This window comes from Candidatus Methylomirabilis sp. (genome assembly GCF_028716865.1).
Lineage (GTDB): Bacteria > Methylomirabilota > Methylomirabilia > Methylomirabilales > Methylomirabilaceae > Methylomirabilis.
This window is the reverse complement of sequence record NZ_JAQUOY010000029.1, coordinates 13,922-28,274: the sequence shown is the minus strand read 5'-3', so window position 1 is coordinate 28,274 and position 14,353 is coordinate 13,922. Positions and strand designations below refer to the sequence as shown.

Genomic DNA, 14,353 nt, shown 5'->3' with positions numbered 1-14,353 from the left:
GGGGGGGGGGGGGGGGGGGGGGGGGATTCAGTCACATACTGTTCCGGCGACTTGTCGAACGCCTCCTTGCAGCCCGCTGCACAGAAATAATAGTCCACACCCTTGTAGCGGCTCGTACCTGCCGCCTCCTCGGGAAGCACATCCATGCCACAAATCGGATCTCTCGCCATTACCCGCTTCCCAACATGTTGCGTTTCGGGTTGAGGTAGCCTCGATCACCCCAGACCCCGAACAGCATGGCTAGAGGCCGAGGCGTTCCCGCCCAGGCCCGCTCCTCGAACACACGGTAGTTCGTCTCGCCGATCAGAACCTTTCGGTAGTGTTCGATCAATCCGAGACGCCATTTCAGCACCTGAAACCACAGCCAGGTGGCCCGATGGGCCACGCGGCTCAGCCGCCCGGCTGCCTCAAGCTCCGGGATAATCGCCGTCGACACCGCCGCCTGATACGACGAGAGGTCGCCGCCGTGGCTTCCAGCCGTGAGAATTGCCTGTGCCGCCAGTTGTCCGCTTTGGATAGCGTAGTAGATCCCTTCCCCAAGAAAGGGATCGACCAGACATGCCGCGTCGCCTGTAAGCAGCGCGCGTCCGCGGTAAAGCGGGCCGGTCCCGTCATGATAGATCGGGAGCAGCGCGCCGGTGGTCCGCACCGGCCTGCAGTCTCTGAAGTCGCTGGAGTTGAGAAAGCTCGTCAGGCACGGCAGAACCTGCTTCGCTGCCTTGCGGTCGACCGCCACGCCGACAGAGGCGACCCCCCGCTTTGAAAAGGCCCAGCAATACCCCCCTGGGGCTCGACCCACATCGAGAATCACTCGGCCCTTCAACGCGGCCTCACCCGCGCTTGTCAAGGGCAGCTCCGCATCCAGTCCCACCAGCCTTGGCTGCGCCCGATTCGGAAACAGATCCCGAGCGACGACGCCGCAAGCGCCATCGGCCCCAACCACAAAATCGGCCGTCGCCTTCATGCCATCGACATCAACCTCGACACCGCTCGCCGATGCCCTGACGGCTCGCACCGCCTGTCCATCCCGTAACTCGGCTCCGGCCTCAATCGCTTGGCGGCAAAGAGCCTGATCGAACTTATCGCGCCAGACCATGTAGGCCACCGGCTCCGCAAAGGTCGCCTCGACCGGATTGCGACTACGATAGGTGAAGGTGAGGCCGGTGATCGGCTCCTCGTTCACCTTTTCCAGATCGAACGGAAGCAGCCGCTCCACCCGCCGCGACAGGCAGCCACCACACGCCTTGTAGCGCGGCAGTCTCCTCCGCTCCAGCAGGAGCACCTTGGCGCCTGCCTTTGCCAGATGCAGCGCGGCCGTCGCCCCGGCAGGCCCGCCACCGACCACGATCGTATCGTATCGCATCGTAAACGCCTCAGACCCCTACCGGCCGTAGCGCGAAAAGACCTCGAGGAGCTCCTCGATCTTCTTCTGCCGATCCTCCGCCCGCCCGGAGGCCATCGCCTCCGCGACACACGATTCGATATGACGGCCCAGGAGAATCTTGCGAACCTGCTCCAACGCGCCCTGGATAGCGGAGAGCTGGAGCAGGATATCAACGCAATACTTCCCCTCCTCGACCATCCGCTGCACACCCTGCACCTGGCCCTCGATCCGGCTCAGGCGCGCCAGCGCCTTTTGCTTCGCCTCTTCGTCCATCATCTCTGCCTCTGAAAGGATTTCAGATTTGATACCCTACTACGGTATAGTATAGCCTTCCAAAACAATCCCGTCAACACCGAGATCATACCACGCCGTTGCCCCATTTTCTGTTTTCCTCGTTCGTACTTTTCCCTTGACCCCTGCCTGAACCGGACATTATCATCGGGCCACTTCGACAGCCCTGCCTTGCGGCAAATAGGGGCACCTGTTCCGCGGGAAGAGGGAGCGTGGTCATGACGGCCAGTAGGAACCAACACGCGAACCGGACCAGCGTCAGACTGAAGGAATTTATCACGGCCCTTTGGGGGATTGTGAGCCCCAAAGGGTTGTTCTGTTTTCGGGATACGCCGCGCCGTCCATTCAGCCGGTTAAGCGGTTCACTTAATAGTTCGCCATAGCAGTGTCAGGTTGCCCGAGAAATCGCAGATGGAAATGGTCCCGATAAAGAAAATTGCTGAAGAACTCGGCGTCAACAAGGACTACGCCCTGCGGTTGGTTAAGCGGCGATCCACTGCTCTTGGCTTACGACCTCAGCGCGGTCGCCGTAACGCAGTGTCTCTGCCGAGAGACGACGCTGACCGCCTGATCCGCGACTACAGGCCTCGCCTGCCTATTCCTGCGTCTGGTAACGAGATCGCGAAGCACAGCGACTTTGGCTACTTCTACATCATTCAGTTACACCCCGACGACCTTTCTGATCGGCTAAAGATCGGGTACACCGACAACTTGGACGTGCGATTATCGGATCACCGCACGAGTGCTCCGACATTAGAGCTCGTTAGGTCTTGGCCCTGCAAGCGCACATGGGAAGAGGCTGCAAAGGCGAGTATCACGAGAGAGTACTGTCGGTGCGTCGGAGGAGAGGTTTTCGATGGCGATGTCGAAGCGTTCATTGGGCGTGCAGACGCTTTCTTCAGTATCATGCCGGGTCCTGGGGGCTCGTCGTTAAAGACTGGCGGACCTGATCGCACGGACATTGACGAACCAGACGGTGCAGCGAACGGGAGCCAGCTGATTCGCTCAGAGACAAATCGAATGTCATCAGCGACTGGCTCCCGTCGCTGACCTTTTCGTTTGCCAGCCCTTTGTACCCATCTCAGTTGAATAATCAGGTAAAATAGAAGCAGGCGTCTTACAGTGAACATCCAAGACATTATTGATGCTATACGAGATAATCGCATCCGTATTACTGACCATGCTGACGAAGAAGCACAGGCGGACCGCCTGCCCTTCGATGAAATCTTCTTCAGTGTCTTGCAAGGTGAGATTATCGAAGCATATCCCTCCGACAAGCCGTATCCAAGTTGCCTGATTTATGGTAATAGTTTCACGGGCGAGCCGATACATAGTGTATGGGCATACAACCCGGAGACGAAATGGTCGGTATTAATCACAGTGTATCGTCCCGATCCTGAACGATGGGTAGATTGGCGGACAAGGAGAAAGAAATGAAGCCTTTTGAAAAGTGTCCCGTTTGTAGCGGTGAATTGGTGGAAAAAGAAGTAGAAAAATTGCTCAAGGGTGGAGTGCATACGGCTGTGCTCAAAGTACATGCCGACGTATGCCTACGGTGTGGGGAGCGGTTGTACGAGGCTGAAACCATCAAGCGTTTTGAGCAAATTCGGCAGAAATTAGAAAAGCAGGAAGTTGCTGAGTTCCAACCGTTGGGTCAGACTTTCCAGGTTTTGTAGTATGACTGCCTTTCCACAAGCGGGCTCACACCCAGACCGCTGCGTCATGGGCCGGGGTCGAAGACCTCGTTGAGACCACTCTTCGAGGCGCCGGGCTTGACGCCACCGCCGATGACGTAGATCTTGCCGCCGATGGTTGCCGCGCCGAGACCATGACGGGCCGTCGGCATCGGCGCCATAGCTGTCCATTGGTCTGCAACCGGATCGTAGGCTTCAGTCTGGGCCATGGTCCTTGCAGATTCCTCGCCACCGAAGACAAACAGTCGATCTCCCAGGGCAACGGCAGCGATGCCACCCCTGGCGGTCGGCATCGGCCGCCTCGCCTCCCAGCGATCAGCGACCGGATCGTAAACCTCCGTAACGGCCAGATTCCGGTCCATCGATCCGATGCGGCCACCGACGGCATACAGTTTGCCCTCTAGCGCCGCGGCCGCCAGGTGATCGCGACCTGTCGGCATCGGCGCCCGCTTGCGCCAGGTATCGGTGGCCGGTTCGTACTCCTCGTTGACATGGAGCACTTGGCCAGCCATCCCGCCCACTGCATAAAGCTTTCCATTCAGCACCGCCACGGCCAGCGCCCCGCGCGCGGTCGGCATCGGCTTCGCCGCCTGCCAGCGGTCGGTGGCGGGATCGTAGCGCCAGAGGCTCGCAACCGGCTGCCAGGGCCAGACATTCCGATACCCACCGACCACATAGAGCTTGCCGTCTAAGGCAGCGGCTGCCACGTGATGCAGCGCCTGGGGAAGCGACGCCCGGTCCTCCCACCGGTCGAGCACCGGGTCGTACGCCTGAACGGCATCGGTGACGCCACCGACAAAGAACATCTTGAACCCACCGATCACGTAGATCTTTCCACCGAGGGTTGCCGTCGCCACCTCGGTCCGTTCGAGCGGCATGGGCGCGGCAGCACGCCAACTCCCCATGCCCCCGGCCCAGACGCCAAGCGCGGCGAAAAGACAGGCTACCCAAACCCCCGCCGCCAGTCCTCGCGCGCCTCGCGTCATCCGTCCCTCACCAGATCGATTGACATCCATACCCTGCCCCCTTACAATCGCCACTATGCCAAAGGTTCGGGTCGGCCAGATCGAGCTCTTTTACCAGGAAGACGGTCACTGCGAGCCGATCGTCTGGATCCACGGGCTCGGCATCGACCACCGAGTCTGGGCGCTGCAGATACCGCTGTTCAGCCGGCACTTCCGGTGCCTCACCTTCGACAATCGCGATGCCGGCCAAAGTGATCGCTCGCCGGGTTCCTATACGATAAAGACCATGGCCGATGATGTCATCCGTCTGATGGACACGCTCGCCATTGACCACGCCCACATCGTGGGCCTTTCCATGGGTGGGGCAATCGCGCAGGAGTTGACGATTACCCATCCTGCCAGGGTGAAACGGCTGGTCCTTGTCTCGACCTACACCTCATCCGATCGACGCGGCGCTGACGTATTGCACTCCTTCGCCTTGATGCGAGCCCGCTTCAGCCGACAAGAGTATGCGCGCGCCACCAGTCCGTGGGTCTTCACGTACCAGAACTATCGTACCCCAGGACTGGTGGATTTGGCCATCGCCCGATTTCTGGAAGACCCATACTTCACGCCTGCCGACGTGTACGCGCGTCAAGTCGAGGCCGCACTGAGTCACAATGCCGAGGATCGCTTGAGCCGGATTGCGGCGCCGACGCTGATCGTAGTCGGCGATGACGATATCCTGACACCGATGCGTTTTGCCAGAATACTCCACGTGCGAATCCCCGACGCTAGGCTGGCCGTGATCCAGGGCGGCGGACACGCATTGGTCCTCACCCACGCCGAAGAGTTTAACCGCGTCGTTCTGGCATTCCTCAAAGAACCCTGAGCCTCACTCACAACAAGGTGCGTTAATGAACGCGTCGCTTCGTAATCGCCTGGAGTCTTACGAAACCTACCTCGTCGAGCGCAACCAGTCCATGGGTTGCCTGGTGGCGATCAAGCATCCGTTCGTGCTGTTCGTGAACGACGAGATCACCGTTGCCTCGTACAACTATGCCGACGTCGTACCGTGGAGCGCAACGCCAGGACGTGAGCGTATCGAGGAGGTCATGGCGCACTACCGCGCGCGGGGCCATAGCCCGCACTTCAATTTCACGCGTGAGACAGCACCCGAAGGGCTCATCGAGGCATTGCAGTCGTCTGGATGTACGCTTGAGTCCCACAAGTACGTAATGTTTCAGTACGAACCGACCGACCCTCCGATACCGGCAGACGTGCGCCTGGGCGAGACCGGGCCTGAGGATATGCGAGCCGCCGGGCGCATCCTGAGTGTCAGCTTCGGCTCCGGCGAGTCGGCATGGCAGGAGCCAACGTTGCGCGCCAGGCTGGTTGCGCGCATGCGTACGGCGGGTATGCGCCAGCTCGGCGCCTGGGTGGATGGACAGCTTGCCGCAGCCGTACACCTGCACACGGCCGCCGGCGTGGGGCATATCACCGGGATGGCCACCGCTCCGGAGTTTCGCGGGCGCGGTCTGGCCGGCCTGCTCACCGCGTATGCGGCGCGCCTCGCCCACGAAGCAGGTGCCGCGCTCATCGCACTCGAGGTCGCCACGCCGGAGGCCGAGCGTGTGTACACACGCATCGGGTTCAGTCGCGCGGCAGAGCGGGTCGAATACATCGGCACAGTGCAATGCCGATGATCAGGGAGGAGGCGCCTGGCAGATGGATTACCATCGTGTGTCCATCTCGACCCACCGATAGAACTCGTTGTAGAGGGCTGTCTGGTGGAATTGACGCCGTCTCAGAACATCCGAGCTCTTGCGCACGCTTCCATTGTGGGTCCGCTCCACCCACGCCCCCCTCGACTCACTACCGGGTATTCCCAGTACTGCCGGGACGCGCTGAGCATGGTATTATTAGTATGCGTTCATGGAACAAGAGGGTTTCTCTCATATTGCAGTAGCAAGCGAGCACCGCAATGGGAGCGCTTCAAGCCGATACTCATGCGCATGAAGGTCGATGCTCATTCGAAACGTGAGTTCCCTGGAGGGGTGCACCCTCTCGCGTCCGTGGGTCAAGGAAACTCTCTAACCAGTAACCGCAATAGCCGAATGGTTCTTGACGGAGGAGTGTGGATCCTCATCTCCTCCTATATAATGGCTGTTTAATCTATTAAAAAGATAAGTTGGCAAAGTTAGCTTCAGTGTTTAAAAGAAGAACGGCGATGAAGTGGGTTCACCTTGGTAAGCCTTTTCTGCTCCACTTATACCGGACATCGGCGTTCGGGCCGATAGGGGTCTGCGCGTACATTGCCAGTTTTGCGGTACCGTTAGAGCTTGGGTGGGACATCCCATTGACTGCGCTGGCTCTAATCGGCATTCTCGCAACAGTAACCAGCTTCAAAAAGAGCCCCGCCGCCGGTTCACCATTCGTCCTTCCGGCACTTGTTTTTCTGGGTGCGACAGGCCTGTCGATTCTTGTGTCCGAGGACTTCGGCAGAAGTCTGCGACTGAGTGCACCTCTAGTACCGGCAGCTCTCCTCTTCTTCTTGATCGCTGAACACTTTGATAGCATTCAGGACACGCGCCTGCTGTACCTTACCTTTTCCCTTGTTGGGCTTGGGCTTGCGTGCATGTTACTTTGGGCTGCATGGAAGAACGGTAAGGTGGAACCAGATGTCTGGGTATCGAATGTGAGAAGTCCCATTCTCCTGGTAAAGAATGATGTCACCTTCCTTGCTGTAGTGGCCCCTCTGTCGTTGGTCTTGGCATACCGTGAACCCCGCAGTGTGGTTGGAATATTAGCCCTCCTTTCTGTCCTTTTGAGCGTGTGTGTTGTGGGCATCTTTCAGAGCCGAATTGCGATGCTGACCATGGTTACTTCCATCACCTTCGCGGCCGCACTCGTGCGACCTCGGCTCGGCTTGATCTGTGGCCTTACGATTCCTATCCTGATACTGCTTATAGATGCATCCCTAGGTTTTCCGCTCGTTGCAAGGTTCGGTCGCCATTGGGAGGGAAGTGGAAGAATTCCGCTTTGGTTGGCTGCGTGGGCGATGTTTCTTCATGCTCCTTTGTTAGGGCACGGAGCGCACACGTTCGTCCTCTTTTACGGATCATATCTGCAGCGCCTTAGCCTCCCGCCCTGGTTTTTCACAGATCCCCGCGTCGTACCATGGGCGCACAATCTCTATCTCGAGGTTCTTGCTGAGCAGGGAATCATCGGCTTGATGGCACTTGGGTTCGTGCTGGCTCGCGGAGTTTCATCAGCGCGCAGCATCCAACGCGTTGCATCGAGCGAAACGCGCATATTCGGAGCGGGCGCGGTTGCCGGGTTAGTAAGTTTTTGTCTTGCAGGCATGTTCGAGTTAACCCTCCTGCGCCAATGGGTTGTGATCATCATGTTTACGCTTTTAGGGGTGATCGCACAACTGTCCTCTTCTAGTCACGTCAAGCATTCCATTGAACCCCAAACCCAAAACAGATAGGAGGTAGACTGATGGTGCCAATCCACCGCAATGCAAGAAAGCTCATAGCCATTGTGCTTGCCGTAACGTGTTGCGCTTTAGCGGTTATATGGCCCCAATGGCGCGCTGAGCTACACGCACAAGTTTACCATCAGAGCAGATTCCCGCAGAACGTGAAGGATGATGCACGGACTCTGGCAAATATAACGAATGGACTTGGCCGAGCTGGGGCCCTTGTGGCAAGCGGCTGTACTCTCCTTGGGCAGGTTCAGTGTAGCGGTCCAGCAGGGCTATTTAGTGGAATTTCGCTTCTCGTAGCCTACTTCTCCGATTTAATACATCAAGACCCGCCAGACCCCAATTTCACAGTCGTTGCCCAACCAGAGATACCATCGTTCCCACCTGTCACTGTTCAGGACGGAGTGACCAGCGCAGAGAGCGATGCCTGGAACGCTCTGTTCAGTAATCTAGCGCAAGAAATTGGGTTTACGAAAGCATTGCTCACATCTGTCGAACGTGCACAGGGAGCCGAGGAAGCTGGTGATGCTTTTTGGAAATCACAACAAATGCAGGCAGCAGCTTATTTTGCCTCGCAGTTGGCAACTGCGCTAAACGTACAGCCTGAGCTTCGTGCGAATGTGCAGATAGCGCTGCAGGCCACCGGAAGACCTAGTATCCTCATCACGGCGGATGATATTGCTAATTTCCAGAGGGACGTGGCTGCCCACGGCCTTCCGGTTTTCTTAACGGAGGCACTCACCCAACTGGGCGCAGACAGTGCAACCATCGAGCGGATTCGCAACTCACTTATAGCCCTAAGCCCAAGCGCCGATGTGGTCAGCTTTCCAGAGATGCTGACGGATCCAGCACTGATCACTTCACTCCAGGAGGCCGCGCAAGCTCTGTCTCAGTTCTCTGGGGTCACCCCCGTGACTCTCGACATCAAACCAGGTAGCGTTCCGAACAGCATCAATCCTAAGAGCAAAGGAAAAATCCCAGTGGCTATCCTTACGACCGACATTTTTGATGCCACCACGGTGGACCCGACCACAGTCCACTTTGGTCGAACCGGGACTGAAGCTTCTCCAGCGCACTGGGCCCTAAAGGACGTTGATAAGGATGGGGACACCGATATGATCCTCCACTTCGACACCCAGGACACGGGCATCCAGTGTGGGGATGCTTCTGCCTCCCTCACAGGAGTGACCTTGAGGGGACAGATGATCCAGGGGTCTGATTCCGTCAACACAGTTGGTTGCAAGTAGATAGTAAGGTCCTGGTCGTCGGAAGGGCCGGCGTCTCAGCGCCTGGACTATCGCGCCTCCTGCGCCGCCTCCGCCTCGCGGCGCCGATAGCTCTCCCTGACGATGGAGATGATCCCGGCGTAGTGGGTGAGCCGGTCAACGAGGGCAGTCACACAGGCCGCGTCAGGGAAGATGCTCCCTCAGTCCTTCATGAAATGGGGTCAAACTGCAATTTCGTCCGGCGTGGGAAATTGCAGTTTGACCCCGTATTGTGGCACAACTACGATCGTGACGAGACGGAGGGGAGACACCGATTTCCCAACAGCCAATCTTCGGGATTGAGTTCGGTACAGGAGGTGATCTTAGACGGGCTGAGCGCTCTAAGCGCGGTGAGTACGTGGGTACTGAAGGTCTCGGTGTCCCAAATGGCGTAGGTAGCCCGGAGGATCTGAAGGAGCACCAAAAATGCCCCCGATTGTTGAGTTCGGGCTTGAGCCGAATCGAAGTTCTAGCGATACCAACTCGAAAAATGCCGACAATGCGTAGATGATCCCGTTTGAATATATTTGAATTTTTTTCTTGACACGGTCCAGCCCGTCGATTATTCTGATCCCGTTTATCGATACTGAAAATCGTTTTCGATTTCATTCCCATGCAGGATAAACTTCTCCAATTCAAACAGTACCTGAATCGAGCCGGGCTGAAGGCGACGCGCCAGCGCGAGTTGATCGCACGGGCCTTCTTCGGCACCACGACGCACGTCAGCGCCGAGGGTCTCTACCGCCGGGTCGGGGGTCGGCACCCGCGGATCGGGCTCGTCACCGTTTATCGGACGCTCAAGCTCCTGAAAGACGCCGGTCTCGCCCATGAGCGGCAGTTCGGCGATGGGCGCGCCCTGTTCGAACACGCCTCCAGTGAGCGCCACCACGATCACATCATCTGTACCGAGTGCGGCAAAATTACCGAGTTCGCAAATTCTGAGATCGAGGCGCTGCAGGAACAGGTCGTCCGTCGATTGGGTTTCTCCATTCAGTATCATAAGTTGGAGTTGTATGGTCTCTGCCGCGACTGTGGTGAGCACATCAGCAGAGGACCCGATAAGGTTTCTGCGATCGGAACTCGCTGAGGCGCTTTTGGAACCATCCATTATTTGTGTGGCTTGGTATTGAAAATGACATTCTATTGCGTTGGCCGCTCCCGGCCCTCAAGGTGGAGGCATGAATGACAGCCATAGAAAAGCTGATGCAGATCCGTATGACGAAACGAACTCTGCTCCTCTCGATCCTTCTTCTTTCCGTAGTCTTGCCCTTCTGTTTGAATGCTGTCGCATCGGCCTCGGAGCTCGTCATCTACTCCGGCCGCAAAGAGAGCGCGATCAAGCCGGTCGTGGATCTCTTTGAGCGGCAGACCGGCATCAAGGTTGCGCTGAAGGTCGGCAAGACCTCTGGCCTTGCGAACGAGATCCTCCAGGAACGGCAGCGGCCGAGGGCCGATATCTTTATCGCGACCGAGGCTGGTGTCGACGAGATTCTTACGAGAGAAGGACTTCTGGAACCATACACCTCTCCCGGCGCGCGCACGATGGCTGCAGAATACAAGAGCTCCCATGGGCTTTGGACCGGCATCTCCGGACGCGCCAGGGTCATCATTTACAATAAGGACCTTGTGAAGGACGGCGGCATCCCGAACTCGATATTCGATCTGACCGACGCCAAGTGGAAGGGGAAGATCGCGATCGCCGGCACACGCGAGCGGACGACCCTCGCCTGGCTGAGCGCCCTGGTAGAGACGATGGGCGAGGCGAAGGCCAAGGCCTACATCGATAAGCTGCTGGAGAACGGCATGAAGGTTCTGCCGGACAACTCCGATGTTTGGCGCGGTGTCGGAAGCGGTGAGTTTGCCGTAGGACTCACCAACTCACCCAACTACCACCTGGCCCTTGAAGCCAAGCTGCCGGTCGGGGTCGTCTATCCGGATCAGGGACCAAAAGGGATGGGCGTCTTGGTCAACCCGAATACCGTGGCGATCGTCAAAGGTGCGAAGAACCTCGATCAGGCCAAGCGCTTCATCGATTTCCTCTTGAGTAAGCCGTCGCAGGAACTCCTGGTTCACCATGCCTACGAAATCCCGCTTCTCCCTGGGACAGACCCTGGCCAGGTCCGACCCCTCTCGGGGTTCAAGGCGCTCCAGATCAGTCAAGAGCGTCTGGCCGACCTGGAGGAAAAGACGATCGCCCTCTTTCCCGGCTTATAAGATAAGACAGACGGTTAGACTGAAGGCTGAAGTAAGGAAGAGCAACATATGGTCAGCGGCAGCGTACGACGCGGAGAACTTGAAGGGATAGGGGCGCTGTGGCGGTCGCAGGCTGCAGGGCTGGGAGCCCCGGCCGTGGTCGGGACGGCCCTGATTGTCCTACTGACGGCTTCTCCCCTGGTCAATCTCTTGATCTCCGCCTTGGCTGGAGGGTCGAAGGCGTTTGCGATCCTTGCGAACCGCTCCATGCTCTCGCTGATCGCGCAGACCATGCTGCTCGCCACCCTCGCCACGCTGTGGGCTATGATCCTCGGGCTGCCGCCGGCCTGGATCCTCACCCGTACGGACCTGCCGGGACGGCGTATCCTCCAGACCGTGGGAGTCCTGCCGCTGGCGATTCCCCCATACATCGGCGCCTTCACGTACATCACGCTGCTCGGTCCCGTCGGCTGGGTCAACACGACGTACCGGGCCATGGGCGGCGACGGACCGATCGTGAACATCTATGGCCTGTGGGGCGGGGCAATGGTGCTCGGCCTGTTTACCTATCCGTACATCCTCCTCATTGTCGGGAGCGCCCTGAAGGGGAGTGATCCGGCGCTCGAAGAAGCGGCCAAGGCCGCGGGTCTCGGGCCTGTCGGCATCTTCCTTCGGGTCACGTTTCCCCTGCTGCGTCCCAGCCTCCTGGCCGGGGCGCTGCTGGTTTTCCTCTACGCCCTCTCGGACTTCGGCGCCGTCTCGCTGCTCCGGGTCAACACCTTTACCACCGAGATCTTCCATCAGCTCAATACCCGTTTTGATCAGCGGAGTGCGGCAATCCTTTCCGCCATCCTGATCCTCCTCACGGCCGCGGTGCTGATCGCTCAGCGAAAAAGCCTGGGTCGTCGCAGCTTCGTTCAGCGGCGAAGCGGCGCCAGGCCGGCTACCATCTACCCTCTTGGACGGTGGAAAGTGCCGGCCCTCTGTTGCTCGTACCTCGTTCTCAGCGGCTCGGTCTTTCTGCCGGTTGCGCTCCTGCTCTACCAAACCGGCTCGCCGCTGAGCCTCCTGTATACGCTCATCGCCGGCCACCGTTATCTGTGGAACAGCCTGTGGACGGCAGCCGTGGCAGCCACAGCAGCATCGGGACTCGGGCTCTTTGCAGCCTATCTTGCCCAGCGCCGAAAGGGATCGGTGGGACTGCTCCTGACGTCCACGACCCAACTCGGGTATGCCGTTCCCGGTACAGTCCTCGGGCTGAGCCTGATCCTCCTCTATAATGCCTACCTGCCCTGGATCTACGGGACCGCCGCCATGGTGATCCTCGGCTACCTCCTGCGGTTTCTTCCGCAAGCGGTTCAGGGGAGTACGGCCGCGCTGGTCCAGGTCAATCCGAATCTGGAAGAGGCGGCTCGTTGCCTTGGTCGGTCTGCCTGGCAGGCGCTTCGCGAGGTCACCGTCCCCCTCATCCGACCCGGGATCGCAGCGGGATGGATGCTCGTCTTCATCTCTTCGATGAAGGAGCTGGCGGCCACGCTCCTGCTCCGCCCGGCCGGGTTCGACACCCTGCCGGTGAGAATTTGGATCGCCTCTATCGAGGTCGATTATGCCGGGGCCGCGGCGACCTCGCTGATTCTTATCACCATCACCGCGCTCCCCCTCTTCCTCATCGGCCGGCTTGACGCCACCGCATCACAGCTCAATTGAGGGCCATGATGGGCAACCTGGCGAAAAAGAGGATCGGAGAAATCGCAGCAGCCGGGACGAAGATCATCCCAGGGGAACAGGTTTCATCACCGCGCCCCATGGTCATCCGGCTCGATCAGGTGAGTAAGCACTACGGAGGAGACGGCGCCCCCGCGGTCGAGGAGATCTCCTTCTCCGTCGAGCAAGGAGAGATCCTGGTGTTGCTAGGGCCGAGCGGCTGCGGCAAAACCACGACACTACGCCTCATCGCCGGGTTTGAGGCCCCCGATGGCGGTCGGATCGAGATCGGCGGCCGAACAGTCGCCCACAACACGATCTTCCTGCCGCCGGAGCAGCGAGGTGTGGGAATGGTCTTCCAGGACTATGCGCTCTTCCCGCACCTGACCGTCCAGGAGAACGTCGCATTCGGCCTGCGTCACCTGAGGGCGGAGCAACAGCGGAACCGTATCGCGGAATCGTTGGACTTGGTAGGGCTCTCAACACTTCAAGGGCGGTACCCGTATGAGCTCTCAGGCGGGCAGCAGCAACGGGTCGCTCTGGCGCGCGCGCTGGCCCCTGGCCCACAGGTGGTCTTGTTGGACGAGCCGTTCAGCAACCTGGATGCCGATATGCGGGCGCAGATACGGGAAGATGTCAGCTCGATCCTCCGCCAAGCCGGAACCACCGCCATCTTCGTAACCCACGACCAGGAGGAGGCATTTGTCATCGCCGATCGGGTCGGGGTACTGAACCATGGACGCCTGGAGCAGCTCGACCATTCGGAGGCGATCTACCATACGCCGGCCACCCGTTTTATCGCCGGGTTCGTCGGTTCGGCCGATTTCGTTCCAGGTCTCGTTCAGGGCGAGCAAATTATTACAGAGCTGGGCATGTTCCCGAACCAGCAGGGGCTTTCGGTAGGACAGGCGGTGGAGATGATGATCCGACCCGACGATATCGACCTGATCCCGGATGAAACGAGTGAGGCGACCGTACTCACCAGGCAGTTCCGTGGCGCGGACAACCTCTGCTGCGTACGCCTGCCATCCGGCCGGAAGATTCACAGCAGCCAGGGTTCAACAAAGCTGATTGAGCCGGGAACTAGGGTCTCCGTAAAGGCCAATCCGACCCATGTGGTCTGCTTCGATATCAACGGGCTTGCGCAGTGAATCAGGTGACGGAGACCAACGATGAGATGTAGTAGGAGAAGATGATCTGAAGACGAGCTTCTAACCGTTTCGAAGGTTTTACGGGATAAGAGAAGGCGACTCCACCGCTCCCTGCTTGCCGGCCGGCGCGGTGAAGTCGCCTGATGCCTCGGATGGCCATTGTGTCAAGTGACCCCATGGGACCTTTTCCGCTTTTGGCCTTCCTGGCTTTGTCATTTTAGCAACCTCCCGAAAAGA

The 14,353-nt window shown here is 58.9% G+C and carries 16 protein-coding genes; 10 read left to right on the top strand and 6 right to left on the bottom strand.

From position 1 onward, the window contains the following. From PHV01_RS11015 to PHV01_RS11005, 3 genes are all read right to left on the bottom strand, one after another. On the bottom strand, positions 1 to 170 hold a 170-nt coding region (locus tag PHV01_RS11015; RefSeq protein ID WP_337291209.1), incomplete at its 3' end, for a YHS domain-containing protein. After that, on the bottom strand, positions 170 to 1,363 hold the full coding sequence (locus PHV01_RS11010; protein ID WP_337291206.1) for a geranylgeranyl reductase family protein: 1,194 nt from the start codon (positions 1,361 to 1,363) through the stop codon (positions 170 to 172). The genes PHV01_RS11010 and PHV01_RS11015, both read right to left, overlap by 1 nt. Positions 1,364 to 1,381: 18 nt before the next feature. Next, positions 1,382 to 1,660, bottom strand: coding sequence for a metal-sensitive transcriptional regulator (locus PHV01_RS11005; protein ID WP_337291205.1), 279 nt, complete (start codon positions 1,658 to 1,660; stop codon positions 1,382 to 1,384). Positions 1,661 to 2,797: 1,137 nt separating this feature from the next. Here PHV01_RS11005 and PHV01_RS11000 point away from each other — a divergent pair. Then, entirely contained in the window at positions 2,798 to 3,112 is a 315-nt protein-coding gene (locus PHV01_RS11000) for a DUF4258 domain-containing protein (RefSeq protein WP_337291204.1), read from the top strand. Continuing rightward, complete coding sequence (locus PHV01_RS10995; protein WP_337291203.1) at positions 3,109 to 3,351, top strand: YgiT-type zinc finger protein; 243 nt, start codon at positions 3,109 to 3,111, stop codon at positions 3,349 to 3,351. Before PHV01_RS11000 ends, PHV01_RS10995 begins: the two co-directional genes overlap by 4 nt. 44 nt (positions 3,352 to 3,395) lie before the next feature. Here the strand turns inward: PHV01_RS10995 and PHV01_RS10990 are convergent, their stop codons facing one another. Continuing rightward, on the bottom strand, positions 3,396 to 4,385 hold the full coding sequence (locus PHV01_RS10990) for a kelch repeat-containing protein (protein WP_337291202.1): 990 nt from the start codon (positions 4,383 to 4,385) through the stop codon (positions 3,396 to 3,398). A 25-nt stretch (positions 4,386 to 4,410) separates the two neighbouring features. Between PHV01_RS10990 and PHV01_RS10985 the strand changes: the two genes are divergently transcribed. The 4 genes from PHV01_RS10985 to PHV01_RS10970 all read left to right on the top strand — a co-directional run bounded on the left by PHV01_RS10985 (position 4,411) and on the right by PHV01_RS10970 (position 9,050). After that, the gene (locus PHV01_RS10985; RefSeq protein ID WP_337291201.1) at positions 4,411 to 5,205 is read left to right on the top strand and encodes an alpha/beta hydrolase; all 795 of its coding nucleotides are present in this window, start codon (positions 4,411 to 4,413) and stop codon (positions 5,203 to 5,205) included. Between the two features lie 103 nt (positions 5,206 to 5,308). Next, entirely contained in the window at positions 5,309 to 6,019 is a 711-nt protein-coding gene (locus tag PHV01_RS10980; RefSeq protein WP_337291200.1) for a GNAT family N-acetyltransferase, read from the top strand. A 503-nt stretch (positions 6,020 to 6,522) separates the two neighbouring features. Further along, positions 6,523 to 7,806: an O-antigen ligase family protein gene (locus tag PHV01_RS10975; protein WP_337291199.1), complete on the top strand. Its 1,284-nt coding sequence runs from the start codon at positions 6,523 to 6,525 to the stop codon at positions 7,804 to 7,806. A gap of 401 nt (positions 7,807 to 8,207) precedes the next feature. Continuing rightward, on the top strand, positions 8,208 to 9,050 hold the full coding sequence (locus tag PHV01_RS10970; RefSeq protein WP_337291198.1) for a hypothetical protein: 843 nt from the start codon (positions 8,208 to 8,210) through the stop codon (positions 9,048 to 9,050). A 47-nt stretch (positions 9,051 to 9,097) separates the two neighbouring features. Here PHV01_RS10970 and PHV01_RS10965 read toward each other — a convergent pair whose 3' ends face one another. Then, a complete protein-coding gene (locus tag PHV01_RS10965; RefSeq protein WP_337291208.1) occupies positions 9,098 to 9,223 on the bottom strand; it encodes an ATP-binding protein in 126 nt (41 codons plus the stop codon). Between the two features lie 458 nt (positions 9,224 to 9,681). Here PHV01_RS10965 and PHV01_RS10960 point away from each other — a divergent pair, with 458 nt between their 5' ends. The 4 genes from PHV01_RS10960 to PHV01_RS10945 all read left to right on the top strand — a co-directional run bounded on the left by PHV01_RS10960 (position 9,682) and on the right by PHV01_RS10945 (position 14,116). Next, a complete protein-coding gene (locus PHV01_RS10960; RefSeq protein ID WP_337291197.1) occupies positions 9,682 to 10,155 on the top strand; it encodes a Fur family transcriptional regulator in 474 nt (157 codons plus the stop codon). A gap of 95 nt (positions 10,156 to 10,250) precedes the next feature. After that, positions 10,251 to 11,282 carry an extracellular solute-binding protein gene (locus tag PHV01_RS10955; RefSeq protein WP_337291196.1) on the top strand — a complete coding sequence of 344 codons (1,032 nt, stop codon included), beginning with the start codon at positions 10,251 to 10,253 and terminating at the stop codon, positions 11,280 to 11,282. 48 nt (positions 11,283 to 11,330) lie between these two features. Beyond that, positions 11,331 to 12,968 (top strand): iron ABC transporter permease, encoded by a 1,638-nt coding sequence (locus tag PHV01_RS10950; RefSeq protein WP_337291195.1) that lies wholly within the window; start codon positions 11,331 to 11,333, stop codon positions 12,966 to 12,968. 5 nt (positions 12,969 to 12,973) lie between these two features. Continuing rightward, positions 12,974 to 14,116 carry an ABC transporter ATP-binding protein gene (locus PHV01_RS10945; protein ID WP_337291194.1) on the top strand — a complete coding sequence of 381 codons (1,143 nt, stop codon included), beginning with the start codon at positions 12,974 to 12,976 and terminating at the stop codon, positions 14,114 to 14,116. A gap of 78 nt (positions 14,117 to 14,194) precedes the next feature. Here PHV01_RS10945 and PHV01_RS10940 read toward each other — a convergent pair whose 3' ends face one another. Next, positions 14,195 to 14,332, bottom strand: coding sequence for a hypothetical protein (locus PHV01_RS10940; protein ID WP_337291193.1), 138 nt, complete (start codon positions 14,330 to 14,332; stop codon positions 14,195 to 14,197). Positions 14,333 to 14,353 lie beyond the last annotated feature (21 nt).

Bases quoted from the DNA above. Each gene is read 5' to 3' on its own strand.
- PHV01_RS11010 (WP_337291206.1), bottom strand. From the start codon at position 1,363: ATGCGATACGATACGATCGTGGTCGGTGGCGGGCCTGCCGGGGCGACG.
- PHV01_RS11005 (WP_337291205.1), bottom strand. From the start codon at position 1,660: ATGATGGACGAAGAGGCGAAGCAAAAGGCGCTGGCGCGCCTGAGCCGG.
- PHV01_RS10995 (WP_337291203.1), top strand. From the start codon at position 3,109: ATGAAGCCTTTTGAAAAGTGTCCCGTTTGTAGCGGTGAATTGGTGGAA.
- PHV01_RS10990 (WP_337291202.1), bottom strand. From the start codon at position 4,385: ATGGATGTCAATCGATCTGGTGAGGGACGGATGACGCGAGGCGCGCGA.
- PHV01_RS10985 (WP_337291201.1), top strand. From the start codon at position 4,411: ATGCCAAAGGTTCGGGTCGGCCAGATCGAGCTCTTTTACCAGGAAGAC.
- PHV01_RS10960 (WP_337291197.1), top strand. From the start codon at position 9,682: ATGCAGGATAAACTTCTCCAATTCAAACAGTACCTGAATCGAGCCGGG.
- PHV01_RS10955 (WP_337291196.1), top strand. From the start codon at position 10,251: ATGACAGCCATAGAAAAGCTGATGCAGATCCGTATGACGAAACGAACT.
- PHV01_RS10950 (WP_337291195.1), top strand. From the start codon at position 11,331: ATGGTCAGCGGCAGCGTACGACGCGGAGAACTTGAAGGGATAGGGGCG.
- PHV01_RS10945 (WP_337291194.1), top strand. From the start codon at position 12,974: ATGATGGGCAACCTGGCGAAAAAGAGGATCGGAGAAATCGCAGCAGCC.
- PHV01_RS10940 (WP_337291193.1), bottom strand. From the start codon at position 14,332: ATGACAAAGCCAGGAAGGCCAAAAGCGGAAAAGGTCCCATGGGGTCAC.